Annotated in this window: 16 protein-coding genes and 6 pseudogenes; 10 read left to right on the plus strand and 12 right to left on the minus strand. The window is 58.8% G+C overall.

Going from position 1 to position 21,394, the window contains the following annotated elements:
• Nucleotides 1-35: 35 nt before the first annotated feature.
• The 3 genes from X265_RS36385 (at nucleotide 36) to X265_RS36395 (ending at nucleotide 3,788) form a co-directional block, all read left to right on the plus strand.
• Nucleotides 36-710 carry a GntR family transcriptional regulator gene (locus X265_RS36385; protein ID WP_128929839.1) on the plus strand — a complete coding sequence of 225 codons (675 nt, stop codon included), beginning with the start codon at nucleotides 36-38 and terminating at the stop codon, nucleotides 708-710.
• A gap of 877 nt (nucleotides 711-1,587) precedes the next feature.
• Nucleotides 1,588-2,205 carry a cysteine hydrolase family protein gene (locus tag X265_RS36390; RefSeq protein ID WP_128929840.1) on the plus strand — a complete coding sequence of 206 codons (618 nt, stop codon included), beginning with the start codon at nucleotides 1,588-1,590 and terminating at the stop codon, nucleotides 2,203-2,205.
• Nucleotides 2,206-2,474: 269 nt separating this feature from the next.
• On the plus strand, nucleotides 2,475-3,788 hold the full coding sequence (locus X265_RS36395; protein WP_164934300.1) for a CapA family protein: 1,314 nt from the start codon (nucleotides 2,475-2,477) through the stop codon (nucleotides 3,786-3,788).
• A 172-nt stretch (nucleotides 3,789-3,960) separates the two neighbouring features.
• Here the strand turns inward: X265_RS36395 and X265_RS36400 are convergent.
• The 5 genes and pseudogenes from X265_RS36400 to X265_RS42020 form a co-directional block, all read right to left on the minus strand.
• A protein-coding gene (locus tag X265_RS36400; protein ID WP_128929842.1) for an IS3 family transposase occupies nucleotides 3,961-5,063 on the minus strand; the annotation gives its coding sequence in 2 pieces (ribosomal slippage) (nucleotides 3,961-4,802 and nucleotides 4,802-5,063; 1,104 coding nt in all).
• 246 nt (nucleotides 5,064-5,309) lie between these two features.
• Nucleotides 5,310-5,501, minus strand: a pseudogene (locus X265_RS36405) (transposase domain-containing protein); the annotation flags it as partial.
• A gap of 42 nt (nucleotides 5,502-5,543) precedes the next feature.
• Nucleotides 5,544-6,194: a UPF0149 family protein gene (locus X265_RS36410; protein WP_237867281.1), complete on the minus strand. Its 651-nt coding sequence runs from the start codon at nucleotides 6,192-6,194 to the stop codon at nucleotides 5,544-5,546.
• Entirely contained in the window at nucleotides 6,191-6,742 is a 552-nt protein-coding gene (locus X265_RS42015; RefSeq protein WP_338076893.1) for an IS66 family transposase, read from the minus strand. Before X265_RS42015 ends, X265_RS36410 begins: the two co-directional genes overlap by 4 nt.
• Nucleotides 6,739-7,239: an IS66 family transposase gene (locus X265_RS42020; RefSeq protein WP_128955115.1), complete on the minus strand. Its 501-nt coding sequence runs from the start codon at nucleotides 7,237-7,239 to the stop codon at nucleotides 6,739-6,741. The genes X265_RS42015 and X265_RS42020 overlap by 4 nt, the downstream gene beginning before the upstream one ends.
• 633 nt (nucleotides 7,240-7,872) lie before the next feature.
• Here X265_RS42020 and X265_RS36425 point away from each other — a divergent pair.
• From X265_RS36425 to X265_RS36440, 4 genes are read left to right on the plus strand one after another with little or no spacing between them, the layout of a single operon-like run.
• The gene (locus tag X265_RS36425) at nucleotides 7,873-9,489 is read left to right on the plus strand and encodes an ABC transporter substrate-binding protein (RefSeq protein ID WP_164934301.1); all 1,617 of its coding nucleotides are present in this window, start codon (nucleotides 7,873-7,875) and stop codon (nucleotides 9,487-9,489) included.
• Complete coding sequence (locus X265_RS36430) at nucleotides 9,486-10,463, plus strand: ABC transporter permease (protein ID WP_128955116.1); 978 nt, start codon at nucleotides 9,486-9,488, stop codon at nucleotides 10,461-10,463. The genes X265_RS36425 and X265_RS36430 overlap by 4 nt, the downstream gene beginning before the upstream one ends.
• Nucleotides 10,460-11,380, plus strand: a complete 921-nt coding sequence (locus X265_RS36435; RefSeq protein WP_128929847.1) for an ABC transporter permease — start codon at nucleotides 10,460-10,462, stop codon at nucleotides 11,378-11,380. The genes X265_RS36430 and X265_RS36435 overlap by 4 nt, the downstream gene beginning before the upstream one ends.
• Entirely contained in the window at nucleotides 11,380-13,122 is a 1,743-nt protein-coding gene (locus X265_RS36440; protein WP_128929848.1) for a dipeptide ABC transporter ATP-binding protein, read from the plus strand. Before X265_RS36435 ends, X265_RS36440 begins: the two co-directional genes overlap by 1 nt.
• A gap of 10 nt (nucleotides 13,123-13,132) precedes the next feature.
• Here X265_RS36440 and X265_RS36445 read toward each other — a convergent pair.
• From X265_RS36445 to X265_RS36475, 7 genes and pseudogenes are all read right to left on the minus strand, one after another.
• Nucleotides 13,133-13,261, minus strand: a pseudogene (locus X265_RS36445) (IS3 family transposase); the annotation flags it as partial.
• Between the two features lie 159 nt (nucleotides 13,262-13,420).
• A pseudogene (locus X265_RS36450) lies at nucleotides 13,421-13,672 on the minus strand (transposase); the annotation flags it as partial.
• 112 nt (nucleotides 13,673-13,784) lie between these two features.
• Nucleotides 13,785-14,468, minus strand: a pseudogene (locus tag X265_RS36455) (IS66 family transposase); the annotation flags it as partial.
• A 222-nt stretch (nucleotides 14,469-14,690) separates the two neighbouring features.
• Complete coding sequence (gene istB / locus X265_RS36460; RefSeq protein ID WP_128929849.1) at nucleotides 14,691-15,503, minus strand: IS21-like element helper ATPase IstB; 813 nt, start codon at nucleotides 15,501-15,503, stop codon at nucleotides 14,691-14,693.
• Nucleotides 15,500-16,969, minus strand: a complete 1,470-nt coding sequence (istA, locus tag X265_RS36465; protein WP_128929850.1) for an IS21 family transposase — start codon at nucleotides 16,967-16,969, stop codon at nucleotides 15,500-15,502. The genes istB and istA overlap by 4 nt, the downstream gene beginning before the upstream one ends.
• Before the next feature lie 281 nt (nucleotides 16,970-17,250).
• Nucleotides 17,251-18,276, minus strand: a complete 1,026-nt coding sequence (locus X265_RS36470) for an IS110 family RNA-guided transposase (protein ID WP_164934317.1) — start codon at nucleotides 18,274-18,276, stop codon at nucleotides 17,251-17,253.
• 481 nt (nucleotides 18,277-18,757) lie between these two features.
• Nucleotides 18,758-20,215: an ISNCY family transposase gene (locus X265_RS36475; protein ID WP_371746383.1), complete on the minus strand. Its 1,458-nt coding sequence runs from the start codon at nucleotides 20,213-20,215 to the stop codon at nucleotides 18,758-18,760.
• On the opposite strand from X265_RS36475, the pseudogene X265_RS36480 reads away from it, so the two are divergent.
• The 3 genes and pseudogenes from X265_RS36480 to X265_RS36490 form a co-directional block, all read left to right on the plus strand.
• Nucleotides 20,176-20,352: pseudogene (locus X265_RS36480) on the plus strand (ISNCY family transposase); the annotation flags it as partial. The gene X265_RS36475 and the pseudogene X265_RS36480 overlap by 40 nt on opposite strands.
• The gene (locus tag X265_RS42395; RefSeq protein ID WP_206733559.1) at nucleotides 20,282-20,776 is read left to right on the plus strand and encodes a transposase; all 495 of its coding nucleotides are present in this window, start codon (nucleotides 20,282-20,284) and stop codon (nucleotides 20,774-20,776) included. The pseudogene X265_RS36480 and the gene X265_RS42395, both read left to right, overlap by 71 nt.
• A 254-nt stretch (nucleotides 20,777-21,030) precedes the next feature.
• A pseudogene (locus tag X265_RS36490) lies at nucleotides 21,031-21,332 on the plus strand (transposase); the annotation flags it as partial.
• Nucleotides 21,333-21,394 lie beyond the last annotated feature (62 nt).

A 21,394-nucleotide genomic window follows, 5' to 3' on the forward strand; every position in this document is an offset into this window, starting at 1 on the left:
TCGTGGTATGAACTCCCATACCCGCGGGCAGGACCGTGCTCAAATTCAACCGAACTAGCGAAATCGCCAACTGGATCAAGACCGAAATTGATTCCGGTGCTTTGCAGCCAGGATCCAAGCTTGATGAAAAGCAACTCTCCGACAGGTTTAACGTTTCGAAGACCCCTGTCCGGGAAGCCCTGATACAGCTGGCATCGCGTGGCTTGGTAGATCTGAAGCAGCGGAGGGGTGCGACCGTCTCGGTTCTGAGTGCGGAGCAAATTGTCGCTATGTTCGAAGTTATGACGGAGCTTGAGGGAATGTCTGCAAGGCTGGCCGCGGCGCGAATGCCGACGGACCTACAGGCGCGCCTCCGCGACATACACTCTCGCAGCGAAAGCGCGCTTCACAATGCGCAGCTGTACGATGCAATTAATAAAGAGCTCCATGAAACTATCTACGAGGGTGCGCAAAACTCATATTTGGAACAGTCGATAAAAGAGACCCGCGCTCGCCTGCGTCTCTATCGTCGGTACCCATTCCAAAAACCAGGTCGCATTCAACAGTCCTATCAAGATCATTGCTCAATTGTGGCAGCGATCACCCGAGGAGATGCCATGGCGGCTGCTCAGGCTATGCACGATCATCTCACGACTGGCGGACGCGTTTTCGCAGATCTCGTGGCGGAAGCCGCTCGTTTTGCGAATACACCTGATAAGGCGGCGGGATAACCCCGCCCAATTGCCTCCACCTACTCGGCAACTCTTCTCGTCTTCTAACCCGCGTGGCGCGATATGGCGCGAGCAGCAATGTGGAGCACGAACTATCACCGGTCACATAAAACCTACTGATCAACTCAACCGACGAATTGATGATTTTCTCGCTTGCCGATGACACATCGATCGGATCGTATTACATCATCTGCTTCACCTTCCAGGCGCCATCCCTCGCAAATCCCACAAGGGCTGCAGGAATTCTTCAAGTCGGCAAGAAAATGCGACGCAAATCTCTGTACGATACTAGTATCCTAAGCGCATGGAATATATCGGAGACGACCTCGCGGGGACCGACAAATGACGCTCCAATCGAACAGTCACAACAGCCCGCAAGCGATTGGCGCTACTCCAGTACACGAGCATCTCTACCATTTCCATCGCCGCGATTTTCGTGCCGGGCGGCTCTTCTTGTTGGCCCGTAGGAAGCGGGCACGCACAGAGACGGGCCAACCGCCGATGTTGCTCGCCGTAGCGCCGGCGACACAAAGGCGGCAATCACCGCGGCTGAGCGCTCATTTCCGGTCCGCCGAATTCTTGCCTGCAAAAGCGCAGCAATTCTGAGGTCGTGGGCCGGACTAATGCGGAAGAGCTGGCGCTTCTGGTCGCGAGCGAACAGGGCCAGTTATGGATGAACCCGCGATAAGAAAACACTCTTGTGAACGAGCAACAGGCAGCCCGCTCTTGATCAAGGCTTTCCAACGAAACTTGGCTCATAGGCCGACCGAAGGTCGGTCTCAAGAAGCGCGAGTCGCCGTCACATGATAGGCCCAGGCCCGATGGAACGATCCTTGCTAGATTGATCGGAAGGGTAGATCAAACCCAGGAGCGATACATGAAGAATTATGACGGCCCCATTGACCCTCAAAAAACAGCATTGCTAGTTGTCGACCTGCAGAACCACGAGATTTCTGAGGAAGAACAGCGCAAATATCCGGAGTACGTGGACCGCGTGAAACATCAGATCGTGCCGAACGTCCAGCGGCTACTGCAAGCCGCGAGGTCGTGCGGCGTGGAAGTGATGTACACGGTAATCGAAAGCCTCACCAAGGATGGGCGCGATCGTTCGCTTTGCCACCGTAAGCTAGTCATCCCAAAGGGGTCATGGGGAGCTCAGGTAATTCCCGAGATAGCGCCTGGCGAAGACGACATCGTCTTACCAAAGACAGCTTCTGGGGTATTCAGTTCGACCATCCTGGAGCGGGTTCTTCGTAACATGGGCATTGAGGAGGTAATTGTTGTTGGCGTTTTAACGGATCAATGCATCGATATGGCGCTGCGCGACGGTGTAGATCGCAGCTTCCATATGATTTGCGTCACCGACTGCTGCGCCGCCTATACTGAAGAGAGACACAATTACTCTCTTCGTATGCAATATGGCGCTGTCCGGAAAGTGACGACGGAGGAGATTGTATCGGAACTCTCAGGCAAGTTATTCGCCCGAAACAGCTGAGATTTCCCTTCTTGAGATTCCCTCAGTAAGCCGAGCGGTTTGTTTTCTGTCTCTTTTCCGCTGAGCAAGAGATGCAAAACGAGATCCTAACGTCTTACCCCTGAGAGGGAATCTCGAAGAGCTGCGTTGAAGCGTATGACACGCGCGTCAACGTTAACACCTGTGGCGCTTGTGCATTGCGGAGACTTCGGATGCGAAAGAGCCTGGTTTGCGTGCTGCGCAGACTATAAACCGTAGATCAAAAGCCATGCGACGAGGAGATGCAAGCCGTGCCGCGTAAACTTCCCAACACGCCTGTTGATGTCTGGCGCACAACTCCGGAAACGTTGGACCTGGCGGAAAACGCCAAGCGATTTGGCTGGTGGGATTTTCCGCTCGAAAGCGCTGCAACAGATTCGGCAGAAATGGATGGAATTGACCGCGCGTACTGGTTCTATAAAAGCGCGCGCCCAATTACGAGAACATCACGGGATGTTTCTGATGCGTTGTTCTTGAACGACAAGTCTATTGTGGAATTACCGACTGCATTTCGAAAGCAGCAGACTGCGACTCTGAGTGCACTGGGGGATCTGATCCAGGCGCGCGGGCTAGAACACTCTAAGGATCTTTTGTTCGAGAGCATCGAAGCCGCTGTCTTCAATGCCGATATCTCTTTCGCGAATTATGAATCTGTGGTGGCAGACGATCATGTCGTGAGCGAGGCTATAGGCGACGGCCGCTCTTCGATGATGTGTTGCTCATCGGCCCAATATTCCGCATTAACAGAACACCAGGGTAGACGTTTCACGATTCTTAACCTCGCGAACAATCACTCATTGGACTTGGGCGTTCAGGGTCTTCGAACCACTCAAGAGCTCTGCAGAGCGAATGGGATCATTGAAATCGGCGCCCCTCGATGCGCCGAGGAGTACGGCCGGGGCACGGTTTTCACGAAGAGGGGCATCAGGTTCGGGTTCGTGTCGGTCACATTCGGTCTCAATGGGCGACCCCTACCCGACGGTGAACATTATTGTGTGCACGCGTCACCGCTCATGTCCAAACGTGTCGTGGCCGATCTTGAGCTACTCAAATCGCAAATAAGGAGCTGTAAACATCAGAATGCCGATGTCATCATCGCCTCAATCCATTGGGGCTTCGAATTCGAGTTTTTTCCAAGACGAAAGCAAATTGAGCTCGCTCATGCGCTTGTGGAGGAAGGCGCCGACATAATTTTGGGCCATCATCCTCACGTAGTTCAGCCGATCGAGTACTACCGCACTACACGTGATCCCAACCGAGTTGCGGTCATCGCTTACTCCTTGGGTAGCCTAACTTGGGACTGGTATACGGCTCCACATTTAATTTTGAGCTTGATGCTGAACTTTCAGTTCGCAAAAGGTGATACAAGTGCAGGAAGCCGTACTTACATCGAAAGTGTCACCGCTACTCCTTTGTTTAGAAATATCTTCTACAGGGGCGATAACAAAGTGATGCGCATTGAACAACTTAGAGACCACCTGGATGCGAAAAATGCCGACTTCGGTCACTTAGAACAAATGCAACAATACGTAGACTTGATTTCGGGCCGCGGAGCCCCGGTTTGACGAGCTCGCGACAGCCTCTCATCCAAATGCTCTCCGCCATCAGGTGCGACCGTGAATGTGTAAGCGGAGTGACCTGCCACTGAATGTTCATCCAGCGGCAGTTAGAGTCTCGGAGTTTTGTGCAGCGAGACCGAACTTTGGACCACCCGGAACTAGAGTTTTGCGCCTCTGATCACGTTGGCGGGCTGGTGTCGCCGACGTGATTTTGCAGCAAAATCGGCGGCCGATTGCCGATCGCCCCGTGGGGCCGTTCTTCGTTATAGTATCTTCGCCAAGTCTCCACCTTTTGCCGGGCATCCGCAAGGGACAGGAACCAATGGGTGTTGAGGCATTCGGCCCGGAAGCGGCCGTTGAAGGCTTCGATGAAGGCGTTGTCGGTCGGCTTGCCGGGTCGTGAGAAGTCCAGCGTGACGCCGCGCTGGTAGGCCCAGAGGTCAAGATCGCGCGACACGAACTCGCTGCCTTGATCGACCCGGATCGTCGCCGGGAGTCCCACTTCATTGCAAACCCTTTCCAGTACCTCCACGACATCGGTGCCGCGGAAGGTGAGCCGCGGCTCCAGTGCGGGCGAGAAGCGGGAGAAGATATCGACGATCGTGAGCACCCGGAGATTGCCGCCGGTGGCCAGCTGGTCATGAACGAAGTCCATCGCCCAGATCTCGTTGACCCGCGTCGCGGGCCGTCGGTCGTCGCGCAACTTGGCCTTGACCCGGCGCTTGGGCGATTTGTTGCGCAATTGCAGGCCCAATTCGCGATAGATGCGACGGGTCTTGTTCTGGCCGTGACGCCATCCCTCGCGGCGCAACAGCACATGGACGCGGCGATAGCCGTAGCGGATGCGAACATGGCAGATCTCCTTGATCCGAGCTTCGAGGGCCGCCTGGCCGGAGCGACGAGATTTGTAGTGATAGGTCGATCGATCGAACTCGAGGGCCTTACAAGCCTTGCGGATCGAGACCTGCCACTCCCCGCAAACCTCATCGACGAGCTTGCGCTTCCGACCAGGCTTCACAGCTTTCGGCGGATCACGTCCTGCAGCATCTCCTTGTCGAGCGATAGGTCCGCCACCAGCTTCTTCAGCTTGGCGTTCTCGTCCTCGAGCTGCTTCAACCGGCGCATCTCGGTCGGCAGCAGTCCGTCGTACTTTTTCTTCCAGTTGAAATAGGTCGCCTGGCTGATCCCGGATTTGCGGCAGATCTCCGCAACCGGGACCCCGTCGTTGCCCTGCTTCAGGATAAACGCCTTCTGGGCGTCCGAAAACTTCGAGGCCTTCATCGTCGTCCGCTCCTCCCAGCCGAGGGGATTCGGCAGCGCAAGACTCTAGCCAAAATTGGTCCAGTTTGCCGGCCTCAGGTCAGCGGTAGCTGAAGCGCCGCCGCTCGTTGGCGAAATCGCGCAATCGGCCACGCAGAATTGCGTCCGGCGGGCGGCTGGAGCGATAGCGGATCATCTGTAAGCGCGATTTTCTCCGCACGCCGGCGGTTTTGATGGACTGCCTTGAATCGGGCGATGCGGGGCCGTTCAGGCGGTGGCGGCTTTGTGGAAGTTGAAGGGCAGCAGGTCTGCAATATCGGCGTCGCCGGCGCGCTGAGGCGATTCGGTGAGGACGTGGCGCAACCACGCTAACGGCACGACACGTGAGGCGCGGCAGGTCAGCATCAGGCTATAGACGACGGCGCTGGCCTCGGCTCCGTCCACGGTATCACTGAACAACCGTAAGCGGTACGAGCAGACCACGGACCTGGCGTGGACGGCCTACGCGCGCCGCTGGAAGCGCATAGGCATCCAGAACTGCCGCAGGGCCTCAACGGCTATTGGAATGTCGCGCCAGGCGTTTTGAGCGACGGGCAGCGTTGCCAGCGTATGGCGGGCCGGGGGTAGCAAGGGTCGACCGGCGTCATCGATGCAATGGACCAGGATCGGCCGCAGCATAAGGTGTTCGGTTCCGTTCGGGGAGAGAAGCCGCGACCAGACGAGAAGCCGAAGCTTCATGACGGCGTGGAAGCCCATGCACCAGGGCTGCGGGTCGACGTCGCCGTCCGGCGATCGCAGGAACAGCGGCTCGAAGCTCTCCGGTCTCGTCGACAGCGTCTCGCTGATCGCGTTGTGGCGCATCAGCGTGGCAGCGATCGCCGAGAACTCCTCGGTGTCGTGATTGAAGGCGTCGGGATCTACGCCAAGGAGCGGGCACACCCATTCCTCGGAGGCCATCGAGACCGGCCCGGCGACGACAGCGGCCACTGCGCCGTCGAGCATGGAGAGCGACGTCGCCCGCGGATGCCGAAGCGTCGGCGACCTGGCGCGCTCGCTCATCCATTGCCCGAGCCGCTCGAATGACATGGCATAGTTCGCCATCGTCGTCTTGCGTGCTTTTCGCGTTCCCCGCCGTTGCTTCGGCTTCGTCATGCCACGGCTCGCTTTTCGGCTTCGCGTGCGGCCTTCCAGTTCCAGGCCAGAAGTTCGTGCAGCTGGTTGGCCTTCGCGGCGCCGCTCACCATGCGCTCGAGAACGTCGACGAGATAGGCCTCGGGGTCGAGGCCATTCAATTTGGCCGTGTTAAGAAGCGAAGAAAGTATCGACCAAGTCTCGCCTCCGCCTTCGTCACCACTGAACAACGAGTTCTTTTTTCCGATCGCAATCGGCCTGATTGATCGTTCGACCGTGTTGGTGTCCGCCTCGAGCCGCCCGTCGTCCAGGAATGCCGTCAGGCCCTGCCAGCGTTCGAGCATATAATCGATCGCCTTGATGAGCGTCGAGCGGCGGGAGATCCCGTCCTTCACCGCGATCAGTCGAGCCTTCAACGCCTCCATGAGCGGCTTCGTCTCGGCCTGTCGCGCCGCGCGGCGTTCCCCGGCGCCGAGACCGCGGATCCTCTCCTCGATCGCGTAGACGGCTGCGATGCGCTCGATGACCTCCGCGGCGAAGGGTGAGTTCGTCGTCTTGTGCACCCTCACGAAGTTGCGGCGCGCGTGAACGAGACAATACGCCAGCTGGATCTGCCCGGCACCTTCGCATCGCCCACCAGCGAGGCGTAGGCGGCATAGCCGTCGACTTGCAGCACGCCTTCGAAGCCGGCCAACTGCGCCACGATCTCCTTCTTGCCGCGACCGTCTGCGAACACGTAGGCGACCGCCGGCGGCGCCGGACCCTTCCACGCCCGATCGTCCGTCGCATGCGCCCAGAACTGGCAGATCCTCGTGCGGCCGCGTACCGGGTCGAGCACCGGCATCGGCGTCTCATCGCAGAACAACCGCTCAAAGCCGTGCATGGTCTTCAGTTGCAGGTCGTAGAGGCCCCTGACCAGCCACGCCGCGCTGCCCATCCAGCGCGCCAGCGTCTGACGATCGACGACAACACCTTGGCCCGCCAGGATCTGCGTCTGGCGGTAGAGCGTCGATTGCCAGGCATATTTGGCCGCGGCGATATGCGCGATCAGCGCCGTCGTCGCCATGCCGCCCTCGACGAGCCGCGCTGGTGCCGAGGCCTGGACGATCGGGCCCTCACAGGCGCGGCAGGCATATTTGGGAGGGATCGTGCGGAGTACACGCAACCACCCGGGAAACCGAACCGCAGAGTCGGAGATCGCCCCTTCATCCGGTAGGTGGCCGCTGAACAGCGCCTACGATTCACGTGACTAGTGCGCCAAACAGCTTGCTAAGACGTTCCCGTTCAGAAGCGGAAGCCGGCCGCGGACGGTATCCCCAAAGGGCCGGCCATCAGACACTCGCTTGCTCAAAGCTCGATCCCAAACCGGAAACTCACGCCAGACGTAAACCGGCTGTCGGCACATGATGAGATAATGTGATAAAAGGCCCGCAGTTCAGTGGGATCGGACGTTCCTAACCCAACGGTCACAGGACCTATAACGAGACCTAGACCAGGAGCAGGGAATATTCAGCCGACTGTCGCAATCCTGCGCAATCGCTGGGAATACGCGTAATTGCTGCAGAGGACGCCCTGAATTCGCAGCCCACGGCAGCCCTCGGCCGGCAAACTGCAGCAAAAAACGGCCGAAGCCTGTCCGATGTGATAGCCCACATCTAGCGGCGCAGTTTACCCTGCGATCAAGAGAGGAATGTCCCAAATGCCGAAATCCACTGCGCGCTGTTTCATTCACAGACCAGCCCGTCTCAAGCGGCGTTTTGCCGCCATAGCAAGCGTGGCGGCACTACTAATGACCGTCTCACCCGGGGGCGCGGAAACGCTGAAATGGGCTCGGAGCTTGGACGTTCAGACTCTAGACCCTCACGCCTATAATGAGAACGTGACCTTTGCGTTCAATCGGCAGATGTACGAAGGCCTTGTGGAGCGCTCCGACGACGGAAAGCTCATTGGAGTACTAGCGACCGAATGGCGGATGTTGCCTGATCACCCCGACGTTTGGGAGTTCAAGCTTCGCCGGAACGTTACGTTCCACGACGGCGCACCATTTAAGGCCGACGACGCCGCATTTTCAATCCAGCGAGCTATGGCACCAACCTCGAATGTGCGGACCTATCTGGCTGCCGCCGCGGTTGAGGAAGCCATCGCGAAGGACGACTACACCGTGCAGGTCAAGACAAAGGGACCCAGCCCTCTTCTGCCCGAAAACTTGGCAAGCATCTTCATAATGAATAGAGCATGGGCCGAGAAGAACGACTCCGTTGTTCCGCAGGATTTTAAAGGCGGGAAAGAAAACTATGCTGCTCGCCATGAGAACGGCACTGGCGCCTATCGCCTTGTAAGCCGAGAATCGGATCGCCGTTCGGAGTTGGAAGCTTACGATAAATACTGGGGTATCGGCCAGTTCCCAATCGATATCGATCGGATCATCTATACCCCTATCCAGTCGGCCGCGACGCGTGTATCCGCATTGATCAGCGGAGAAGTTAATTTTCTCCAAGACGTCCCCCCCCAAGACATTTCACGGTTGGAGCAGAATGAAAGCCTTCGGGTGGTTCGCGGCCCAGAGATTCGCACGGTTTTTTTAGGCGTCAATACAAGCGCGAACACACTTGCCAGCGGGGAAGCAAAGGGAAATCCTTTCGCCGACAAGCGGGTGCGCCACGCAATGAACATGTCCATTGATCGTCTAGCGATCAAGTCGGCAATCATGCGAGGGGAGTCGGTTCCGCTCGGTACAATCATTTCGCCGATCGCCGACGGCTATACGGAAGAATTGGGTAAGTTCCCAAAGCTCAATATTGACCAAGCCAAGCAGCTTATGGCCGAGGCAGGTTACCCCAACGGATTTTCGGTCACTCTAAACTGTCCAAATGACGGCATGGTGAACGACGAGCGCATCTGTCAGGCCGTGGTGGCAATGCTCGCCAAGATCGGTGTCACCGTGCATCTCGATGTCCAACCCAGCGCAGTCGTCTGGCCTCTAGTTCTCAATAGGAAGACCGACTTTTACCTGATGACGTGGGGCTCATACGATTCTCAATTAATCTTCGATAATCTCGTCCACTCTCGGGGCGCCTGGGCTGCAGCGAATTACAAAAACCCGGAGATTGATGCCAAAATTGAATTACTCCGGTCGGAAGCCGATCCTCAAAGACGTAAAACCATAATCGCCGAAATTTGGAAGACCGTTCAGGACGAGTGTTTCTATCTACCGATTCACGCGCAGGTGTTGGCGCGTGCAACGCAGAAGAAGATTCACGTTACGCCAAACGTTGGTAATCAGATCTCCGTGAAAACCATCAAGGTGGACAAGTGACAGGTTTCTTTCTGCGCAGATTGCTGTCCGTGTTGCCGGTGATGCTGATGACGGCGTTTCTGTCGTTCGCCGCCTTTCATTTTATCGGCGATCCGCTCCAGAATATGGTCGGACCGGAGGCGACCGCGCAGGACCGCGCGCGGCTAGCGGCGGAACTCGGGTTCGACCGCCCCTTTTACATCCAGTTCTTTCGTTTTATCAGTTCGGCACTCCATGGGGACTTCGGCATTTCCACTCGCGTTGGAAGGCCGGTGTTGGATTTGATCCTGGAGCGGCTGCCTGCGACTCTGGAACTAGCTATATTATCGTTTATATTTGCAATGATAGCGGGAGTCGCCCTTGGCGTCGTGACAGCATTGCGGCCGCGCTCCATATTATCGGGCTTCAGCTTGACGGTCTCGCTGATCGCAGTATCCCTGCCTAACTTCTTAATCGGCATCGGCCTCATCTACGTGTTCGCGGTCAAACTTGGCTGGTTGCCGTCCTTCGGACGGGGCGACACGGTGAAGATCGGCTGGTGGACCACCGGGTTACTGACTAAGACCGGCTGGCAGGCTATCATCCTTCCCGCGATTTCACTGGCCACCTATCAACTCACGCTGATCTTGCGTTTAGTCCGCACTGAAATGCTTGAGGTCATGCATTCCGATCATATCCGGTTCGCACGCGCGCGAGGGCTGCCAGACCGGCTCATCTATTTTTCTTACGCTTTGAAGAACACGATGATTCCGGTCGTCACGGTTGCAGGTTTGCAGTTGGGATCCATCATCGCATTCGCCGTCGTTACTGAGACAGTATTCCAATGGCCAGGCGTTGGGCTGCTCTTTATTAATTCCATTAGATTTTCCGACGTCCCAATCATGGCCGCATACCTTCTCATCGTGTCGATCATTTTCGTTACCATCAACATGGTCGTGGATTGCGTCTACTACCTTCTAGATCCTCGCCTGCGGACGGGAGGAGTAGTCAGATGACCATTCACAAGCTTTCCGCATTGTTTAACTCTGATATCGGGCACTCTTACATCCGTTCCCCCAGAGCAGTTCTGTCTACGCTCGCACTGCTAACTCTCATTGTCGCGGCCCTGGGAGCTCCTTTATGGGCACCACAGAACACTCTCGACGCCAGCACGTTCGATCTGCTTTCGTCAAATACACCGGCCTGGAGCATCAATGAGTTCACGAACCGCTTCTACGCTTTCGGCACAGACGATCAGGGACGTGACGTGCTTTCAGCGACCCTTTATGGAACACGGGTTTCACTCCTAGTGGGCCTTGCCTCTGTTTTGGTTTCAATGTCGATCGGCGTCAGCTTAGGCCTGATATCCGGTTATTTCGGGGGACACATTGACGCAGCGATCATGCGTATCGCAGACATCCAGTTGTCCATCCCCGCCATTTTTATTGCGCTCCTTATTTCCGGCTTAACGCGGTCGCTACTGCCACCGAGCGCGCGCGAAGCCCTTGCTGTCTACATGGTAATATTGGCGATTGGAATTTCCGGATGGGTCACATATGCCCGCACGGTGCGCGGCGCCGTGATGGGGGAGAAACAGCGAGAGTATGTGCAGGCAGCCCTAATGATAGGCCTTCCGACGGGCACAGTGCTGGTACGGCACATATTGCCAAACGTGCGTCGACCGATCCTCGTGATCGCGACAATCTCACTTGCGCTTTCAATTATTACCGAAGCCACGCTGTCCTACTTGGGCGCAGGTCTGCCCCCCACCCAACCATCTCTTGGAACATTGATCCGCAGTGGGCAAGACTTTCTTTTTGCTGGGCAGTGGTGGATCCTGCTGTTTCCTGCCGCCACCCTTCTTACACTCGCGCTGGCCATTAACGTCTTGGGCGACTGGTTCCGGGATGTAATCAACCCAAGGGGCATCTGATGACAACAACTGCCCAGCCTTGCGTTCTTTCCATTCGGGGACTTAGCGTCGACTTTCCTAGCCGGCATGGCGCCTTGCAAGCCGTATGCAACGTCAGCCTAGACATCGCGCCAGGCGAAATACTCGGCATCGTCGGCGAATCGGGCGCGGGCAAATCGACCGTTGGAGCTGCCATCACGGGCTTACTACAGGCTCCCGGCCATATTAGTGCGGGCGAAGTTCGGCTTTCCGGAGATATCATCGATGCGCGCGACGTTAAGGCGATGCGGGCGTTACGCGGCAAACGCGTCTCGACTATTTTCCAAGATCCACTGACCAGCTTAAATCCACTTTTCACAATTGAGAGACAACTGGTCGACACGATCCGAACTCATCTCGCCTTATCACGCAGCGACGCAAGGATCGAGGCGGTGCGTCAGTTGGAGGCGGTAGGGATTCCAGAGCCAGCCCGGCGCGTGAAGAACTGGCCACATGAATTCTCGGGTGGCATGCGACAGCGCGCAGTTATCGCGCTTGCTCTCTGCTCACAACCCGAACTCATTGTCGCGGACGAACCAACAACTGCGCTCGACGTGACCGTTCAGGCACAGATCTTGAAGCTAATCAAGAACTTGGCTCGTGAACGTCAAGTGGGTGTGATGCTCATCACCCACAACATGGGCGTGATTTCCCAGGTCACTGATCGCGTCGCGGTGATGAGGGCAGGCGAAATCGTCGAACTAAACGACACTGCGGCTGTTCTTGGAAATCCATGCCACGAGTACAGCCAAGCATTGATTTCGGTTGTGCCGCGCGGCGACATTAAGCTGCATCGCTTTCCCGTGTCTGGCGCCGCTCGAAATATCGATGCGGCCATGCAGTGGCTGCTGGAAAGAGACATGCCGCAAAGTTCAAGCCAGCCGGAGGCACTTGTAGAACTCCGGGGTGTGGAGCGCGTATATGGGGCGACAGGCATGTTCGGTGGTTCCGCTCGGCGAGCCTTTAAGGCCCTGCACGATGTGAACCTGAGTATCCGCCCCGGAGAAGTCATGGGCCTTGTTGGCGAATCCGGCTCTGGAAAAAGCACGATCGCAAGAGTCGTTGCTGGGCTTGCCCGCCCGAGCAGCGGCCAACTGATTTATGGCGGAAAAGATGTTTATGCAGCCAGCCTTGAAGATCGTCAAGATATTCGGCGTCAAACTCAAATGGTGTTTCAAGACCCGTACTCGTCTCTGAATCCACAGATGCGCGTGGGCGAGATTATCATGGAGCCAATGATTCACTTTGGACTAGTAAAGGATAAGCGAGAGGCCGAACCGATAATGTTAGAGCTGCTGAAGGCCGTTGGTCTGGAGCCCACCGTCGCCCGCCGTTATCCGCACGCCTTCTCAGGCGGTCAGCGACAACGTATTTCAATCGCACGAACCTTGGCAAGTCGCCCGCGGTTCCTCATCTGCGATGAACCTACCTCGGCACTCGATGTCTCGATCCAGGCGCAGATCCTAAATCTTCTGAAAGACCTTCAAGAGAATCTATCGCTGACGATGTTATTTATCAGTCACGATCTCCCTGTCGTGCGTCAGATTTGCGACAGAGTTACAGTACTACAGAATGGGCAAATTTGCGAAAGCAGCGAGACGGAACAGTTGTTCAAAGCGCCGAAGCACTCTTACACAGCATCGCTCTTGTCCATGATACCGAAGATGCAGACCCCAGAGTGGATCGTCAAGCCGTCTGAGATCCCATCACAGTCCATCTGCTAGCCCCGGACGCGTCCGCCCGGGTTGTCAGATATCTGATGGTCATGCGGCAGCAGCCGATGGCTTTATACGCCCGCCGTACGCTCATCCCGTGGGCAACCATGAGATACGCGACAGCTTTCCGCTTGCCCGCGGGCAAAAAGCGGGCTTCGTGCCCGAACCATTTATCGCGAACGGCGTGCGCGGATCTCGTCATGGCCTGGCTGCAACAGCAGTCCACTCGCGAGAGGCCGGATACATTTATGCAATTGGAAGCGTCATTTTTGCTGTTACGAACCCTTGCACGGACCGGGGCGGACCATACATTCTTTCCCACGAGATCCTTGGGCGCCGCATTGTCCAGCACGGCATCAGCCACCAACCGCTTCAGCCGTGTGTTCTCGTCCTCCAGCGTCTTCAGCCGCTTGGCCTCCGACACTCCAGTGGCCTTCCATTTGTAGATGCTGGGGTCGCTGACGCCGCGCTTGCGGCACAGATCGGCAACCGAAACCCCGGCCTCATGCTCCTTCAAAATCCCGATGATCTGCTCTGCCGAAAAGCGGCTACGCTTCATGCTCTGGTCCTTGTTTGGGCCAGCGCGAACTTCAATCTGGATTAAGCCTGTGGGGCAAGGTCATTCACGTCCTTGAGGGTTATCCTGATCCGGACGGCGGTCGTGTTCAGGCTCATGCTGCCAGCCTCGGATCGTGCGCATGCATCCTGTAGGTCGATGCCCAGGGAGGCAGTTTGTCCAGTCGCGCCGCAGGCCAGCCATTGATGAGTTTTGCGAGCACGCCGGAGAGCCAGGGCTAGGCGCTGACGACATTGAGCCTACACGTTTCAATGAGCGAGGCCAGCAATGCCCAATTATCGGCACCCTCGTCGCACCCAGCGAACAGGGCATTCTTGGCATCGAGTTTGATTGGCCGCATCGCACGCTCGACCGCATTCGTGTCCATCTCGATGCGCCCGTCATCAAGGTAGAGCGTCAGGCCGTCCCAATGGCGCAGCGAATAGCGCAGAGCCTTCGCCGTGTCGCTCTTCCCCGCAAGATGATCAAGAGTTGCCTCAAACCACTGCTTCAAGGCTGCTGCCAGAGGTCTGGCATGAGCTTGTCGACCCGCGCAGCGCTCGGCAGCAGAGTGGCCCCGAAGTGCCTTCTCGACCGCGTTGAGCTGGGCGATGCGCTTAAGGGCCTCCCGGCAAACTGGAGCTGGCGCCGGAGCAGCCTCACGCGCGATCTTCACAAACTAGCGCCGTAGATGCGATCAGCAGAAGGCGAGCGGCCCAGACAGGGCGCCCGCACGCGTCTCCCGGGTCATGGTCTTGTAGGCCTGATAGCCTTCGCAATAGATGATACCGCGATAGCCCCAATCAGCGATGGCTTTGGGTGTCGCGTGCGAGGTCGGCCGTCCCGGACCGCGTTTTCCGTCGAGCGCGGTGCGCCTGCGATAGCTCTCGACTGTAGCGCGGCGATCTGGGAGAGAGGTGCGCGACAATCTGGATGAGAATCTGGTGTCGCGGCGGATGTGATGATCCGCGGGTTTGATTGACGCGCGCAAGTGCTTTGTCAGGTTGATTGTCGCGGCGCGTCAATCAGGGGCGATATTGGCGGGTGTGGCGTATGACGCTGGGCGTCCAGGTCCCTTTTTGCGCTCAGCGGCCTCGCGGCGTCGGTAGCTTTCGACATTCATCTCGAAGATGGTGGCGTGATGAACGAGCCGGTCGACCGCGGCGAGCGTCATAGCGGGGTCCGGGAAGATCTTCCCCCACTCGCCAAAGGGTTGGTTGGCTGTGATCAGCATGGAGCGCCGTTCGTAACGGGCGCTGATCAGCTCGAAGAGCACACTGGTCTCGGCCTGGTCCTTGGTGACGTATGCGAGATCATCGAGGATGAGCAGGTCGAACTTGTCGAGCTTGGCCAGCACGCTCTCGAGGACGAGGTCGCGGCGGGCCTGCTGCAGCTTCTGGACGAGATCTGTGGTGCGGGTGAACAGCACCCTGTAGCCGTTCTCGATGAGGGCGAGACCGATCGCCGAGGCGAGATGGCTCTTGCCGGTGCCGGGCGGGCCGAACAGGAGCAGGTTTGCGCCTTTCTCCAACCAGGTGTCGCCGGCGACGATGGCCATGACCTGAGCTTTGGAGACCATCGGCACGGCGTCGAACTCGAAGCTCTCGAGGGTCTTTCCGGGCAGAAGGCGGCCCTCTGTGAGGTGCCGCTCGATGCGGCGGCGATCGCGCTCGGCCAGTTCGTGCTCGGCGAGCACAGTGAGGAAGCGCGCGGCGGGCCAGCCCTCCTTGTCGGCCTGCTCGGCGAACTGTGGCCAGATCACCTTGCTGGCGGGCAGTCGCAGCTCGTTAAGGAGCAGGCTGAGCTTGGCGGGGTCAATCGAGGCGCTCTTCATGCTGCGTCTCCCAGGCTGGCGCCGATGAGCGCTTCGTAGGCCTGAAGCGGCGCCAGGCGGACGACTACGTTGGGTAGGCGCGCGGGATCGGGCGCGAAGCGGGCACGCAGCGCGGCCATGTCGGGGAGCCGGTGATTGTCGAGGCAGATGGACAGCTCCTCGGCCAGTTCGCTCTCGCAGCCGCGCTCGTGGGCGAGGCCAAGAAGCTCGACCATGATGCGGCAGGCCTGGCGCTCGGGCAGACGCTCGACGAGGAGATCGAAAGTCCGCCGGTAGGCCTCGCGCGGGAAGAGCCGATCGCGATAGACCAGATTGAGCAATGCCATCGGCTTCCTTCTGAGCGAATGGATGACGTGCCGGTAGTTGACGACCTGGTCATGCTTGCCGGACGGGGAAGCACGCCCGCGCGGCAGCGTCATGAGATGCGTGCCGCCGATGAAGACATCGAGCCGATCGTCGTAGAGGCGCACGCGCAAGCGATGGCCGATCAGGCGCGAGGGCACCGTATAGAAGACCTTGCGCAGCGTGAAGCCGCCTGAGGAAGTGACGCGCACGCTGAGTTCCTCATAGTCGGTGGTGCGCCGCTCAGGTAGCTCCCGAAGCTGGGCGCGCTCGGCATCGATGCGCTTGGCGTTGCGGGCATTGCGGCGGCCGACGATCTCGTCGACGAAGCGGCGATAGGAGGCGAGATCATCGAAGTCGACGGTGCCACGCAGCAACAGTGCATCCTCGATCGCCCGCTTGAGATGGCCGTGCGGCCCCTCGATCGAGCCGTTCTCGTGGGCGATGCCGGCATTGTTGCGTGACGGTGTCATGCCGTAATGGCTGCACAGCTCGTTATAGCGGCGGGTCAGGTCCTCGCGCGCGTCCTTGTCCAGGTTGCGGAAGGCGGCGGACAGGCTGTCCGAGCGGTGCTCGCGCGGCACCCCACCGAGGGACCAGAGTGCGTTCTGTAGGCCTTCCGCCAGCGCCACGAAGCTCTCGCCGCCGAGCACGACATGGGCGTGCTCGAAGCCGGAATAGGCGAGCCGGAAATGATAGAGTCGGTGGTCGAGCGGCTGACCGGCGATGGTGATGCCGAACGAGGCCACCTCGGTGAAGTCCGACAGACCGAGCCTGCCGGGTTCGTGCGCCTGGCGGAAGATGACCTCCTGCTCCTCACCGTGGATGGCACGCCAGCCTCGGATGCGCCGCTCCAGCGTCCGGCGCACGCCCTCGCCCAACTCGGAATGGCGCAGCATCATCTCCTCGAAAATGGCCACGGGCCGGATGCCGGGCGCTGCCCGCAGCAGCGGCACGACTTCAGAGTCGAAAATGTCGGCGATTGGATCGGGACGCCGTCGTGCGCGCGGCTCCTTCTTCTGCGAAGGTAGTACTGGATCCTTCTCGATGCGGTAGGCCGTTGCCACGCTGATCGACGCCTTCGCCGCGGCGACAGGCGTCGGATGGGTCTTCCTGAGCTTCATGTAGAGCCTTCTGTGGTTGCCGCCCGCAATGCAAGAAGTTTCTGACCCTTTGGCGTGTGATCGAGTGCGGTCTTCTGTCAGGCCTTCCTTTACGGCATTTTCAGAAGCCGCTGGCCGGTATGGTGATCCGCGGACCAGGTCCAATTCTCATCTCCGAGCACGTCGGCTCTTTGGCTCTAGCTGGTTTCCTGATCCAGATCTGTTCGATCGTTGCGCCCATTCGGGTCGTCGCCTTCTCACACCCCCTTCGCCAACGTCAGGCTATTTCGTGCTGCATGCAGTCATGCCGTCACTGCCTGCGCTGGGTTCCGATAATCCTCCTTCCGGGTGAGCATGGCCCAAATCGTCCGAGCCATCTTGTTCGCCAAGGCGATCGCCACAAGCATGCGCGGCTTCCTCGCCAGCATCTGCGCCAGCCAGGATCCGCTAGGGATCGACTTGCGCCCGAGCCAGTTCAGCCGCGACATCGCCCCAACGATGAGCAACTGGCGAATGTCCGCCTGTCCTTCCTTCGAAACGCGTCCGAGCCTTTCCTTTCCCCCTGAGGAATGTTGCCGTGGGACCAAGCCGAGCCAAGCCGCGAAGTCTCGGCCACGTCGAAAGGCCGCCATGTCGGGCGCGAAAGCCTCGATCGCGAGTGCGGTCAGCGGGCCGACCCCCGGCATTGTCTGCAGCCGCTGCGCCGTGACCGTCCGCGTCGCCAACTTCTTGAGCTGCTCTGCCTTGGCATCGATCCGCTCCGTCTTGTAGGCGATCTGATCAATGAGACTCCGACATTCCTCGCGGACCAGTTCTGGTAGATCGCTGTTCGGATCTTCGAGGATTGCGTCAATGCGTTTAAGTTGTTCGATTCCTTGCGGGATGATATGGCCGAATTCGTAGAGAACAGAACGCAGCGCATTCACCAGATCGGTGCGCTGATGAACAAGGCGCTTCCGAGCCCGAAAGAGCACTGCCCTGGCCTGCTGTTCTTCCGATTTCGGCTCGACGAAGCGCATCTCGGGGCGCTGTGCCGCGATCACGATTGCTTCGGCATCAGCCGCGTCGTTCTTTTGGCGTTTCACAAAAGGCTTCACATATTGCGGAGCGATCAGTTTCACTTCATGGCCGAGCTTGACCATCTCCCGTGCCCAATAGTGGGCGCTGCCACAGGCTTCCATCACCACCACTGCCGATGGGTGGCCCGCCATGAACTTCCGAAACTGAAGCCGCGACAGTTTCTTTCGAAATTTCAAGTGTCCCGCCATTGACGCCCCGTGGAGCTGAAACACATTCTTGGCTAGATCCACTCCGATCACCGTATCCATCAATTTGCCGTCCTCTTCGCTTCGGGGTTCAAACACTGCGTTCTTGGCACATTACGATGCCGTCTGGGGAGGGCGGCAACCATCCCATCTCAATTGATGGACGGTTATGTGGCGGCCGGGCACAAAAGTGATTCCTCCGAATCGGAAAAACCACCGGCATACCGGCCGACCGCGACCACCTGAGGCCTCGAAAAGGCCGCCGCCGCTGGACGGAAACTCCGGTCGGGCTACGCCCTCCCGACGTTCCCGTCCAGTGGCGGCATTCTCATCTGGATTGACGCTGCACTCTCACTTTGATCGCCGCGCCGCACTTATAGCGCGACAATCAGGATGAGAGCGCGTATTGCCTCATGTATTGATGCTCCCGGGTGCGATCGGTTGCCTCATTTATTTTGCTCCCGGCTTGGGTTGAGGAGGAGGCCGGGTGCGGAGATGGCCGGGGTTTCGGAGCGCCCGGCCTCCTCCGCTGGCGTCTGCCACATCATTGGGTTGTTGTGACCTCATGCCCCAGCAGCGTTTCCTCCGTAGGAACGAACAACAACGCGTTCGCTTGCTCGCTGCGCCAGGATTTAAGCCTACGCTGAAGCGTTCGAAGAAGCTTGTTCGGATAGGCTCCAGGATATTCCGCCTGCAACCGGGAGAGCAGTTCGCTACCAGTCCGCCAAGGCTCGGCTTCAAACCATTTTCGCAAATCTAGCGTTGCCCGGATGAGCGGGTCGGGACGCCGCCGGCCTCTTTTCGCTTTCACGATTGGCCGATCCGTCGGTCGCATAGCTCCGTCTTTCCAGGCGGTTCGTAGGCTTGCCAGGAAGAGATCGATCGGTTGCGATGCCGCAGCAGGATGGGCGATTGGCTGCGTATCAGCGAGCGCCGCGAGGCGTTCCTGCGCGCCGCGGATGTCGCGCAACAACGCGACCGGGTCGAGAGCGGCATAGATTTCTTGGAGATGGTGACGAATCGCATCGGGCGTGCGGGCGTCGGCGGCCAAGCGCTGGTGTGGCGTTGCCGGTGCGCTGTATGTCTTACGCACACGAGCACCGTCGCGCTGCTTGGCCATCAGTTTGAATGAGGGTTGGAAGAAGTTCACGAACAGCCGCGCCGATCGATAGAGTTCAGCCAGCAGCTTGGCCGCTTCCAGGCCCTCGAGCCGACGATAGCCGACCATCCTGCGCACGACGGCACCGTTCTTCTGCTCGACGAACGCCTGGTCGTTCTTCCGGTAGGGCCGGCAACGCGTGAAGACGATGTTGGCCGCATCGCAGTAGGCTTTCAGCGTCTCATTCATGAACACCGTATCATTGTCCGTATCGAGGCCGACCAGCGCAAAAGGCAATTGTTTGCGCAATTCCGTCAACACCGTGCTCAACAGTGTTTGTTCGCGCACGATCAGAGGAGCGCACTCCGTCCAGCCGGTAGCAATGTCGGTGAGCACGAGGGTCTGGATGAAGCTGCCGCGCGCCGATAGACCGCTATGCGCTACAAGGTCAGCCTCGACGAACCCCGGCGCCGGATCGTTCCAATCTGCCGACGTCCGTATTGGAATACTGCGACGCAACGAGTGCGTCGCGTGCCGTCGGCGCTTGCGACCTAATCCTTCTCGGACCCGTGCCAACGCGCGGTCGATCGTCGCAGCACTCATTGCCAAAAGTTTGTCGCGGATCTCGGGAGCAAGGTCGAGGTGGCCGTGCCGTTCCATCGCTTCAATCAGCGCAGGCATTAACGCCTTCAGCCGCTTCCCGCAGATCCGGTCTGACGCCTCCCAAAGCAGCACGAGCGCGTTGTGTTCCGCCTCATTATAGATCCGACGTCGCGCCCGTCGGCCTGCGCTTACGTCTTCCTGGCCTCGAAGTAGACGCATCGCATGTTTGCGATGGAATCCGGTGATGTCGACGAACTCGCCTGGAAGCGGCCGAGCTGCTGGCCGCACTCTGTCGATCAGCGCGGCTGTTCGTAAACTTCTTCCAACCCTCGTTCAAACTGTTAGCCAAGCAGCGCGACAGTGCTCGTGTACGCAAGACATACAGCGCGCCGGCAACGCCTCACCAGCGCCTGGCAGCGGACGTCCGCACGCCTGAAGGGTCAGATCGCCGCGGAAAGCCTTGAGCCGGGTGCGATTGCAATCGATATCGCCCGCCGCCATGGCTGCCGGACACAGCAGGTACATGACTGGCGACGCCGGGCGCGTTCAACAACTGGTGCTGCCGGCTTCGGCAGATGCAATATCGTTCGTGCCTTTGGTGTCGGAATCGTCGCCACCGGCGGCTGCGGAGCCTCCGCCAGCATACACTTCGATACGCGGCGACAATGGTCCTCTTATGTCGTCCGAATGGTCTCCACTATGAGCACCCTTGCCGCCAATCCCAATTCGTGCGCGCTGCGCGACGTCGTCGATGCCGAGCAAATCCTCACTGCAATGCGTCGACTCATAAGTCAGCACCGCCACCTTTGCAGACGGGGGAGCTGGCGCAGCCGTTGCGAGCATCGATGCAGACGTCGCTAAGTGCTTGAGCGCCTGCGCTCGGCGTGCGAGAAATCGCTGTGATCCTACTCGAGTGGGCTAAATTTCCATTGTCGCACCCGCAATCCGCCGAATGAGCAAACTTCCGGTTTTTGACATCGTGGTCCTGTACCGGGGTCGTGGTCGAGTAACTCAGCCATTCGGCTTCGCCCTCACAGATCCGGGCGGGCAGACTTCCCGCACCCGGCTCTTCCCGAGCGTAACCCGCGTCATATGCGCGCCTGCGCCCTCGAGTGATGCGTGGAACGGAAAGACGGAAGCGAGCCGTCAGGGTCTCGAACTCCGGCCATCTCTTGCGCGAGATGATCGGCTTTGCTGCCCAGCGGCTGATGGAGCTGGAAGTCGAAGGCCAGGTCGGTGCAGCCTACGGCGAGAAGAACCCCGAGCGTCTGGCCCAGCGCAACGGTGAGCTTCGACCGGACCTGGGAGACCTGGCCGGCACGGTCGAGCTTCGCATCCCAAGCTGCGCAAGGGCTCCTACTTCCCGGGTTTCCTGGAGCCGCGCCGGATGGCCGAGAAGGCGCTCACCGCCGTGGTCTGTCGATTCCGAGGTCATCGCGCGCACCGTACCGATTTGATGGCGCGCGGAGTTCCGAAATG

Source organism: Bradyrhizobium guangdongense (assembly GCF_004114975.1).
GTDB classification, from domain to species: domain Bacteria; phylum Pseudomonadota; class Alphaproteobacteria; order Rhizobiales; family Xanthobacteraceae; genus Bradyrhizobium; species Bradyrhizobium guangdongense.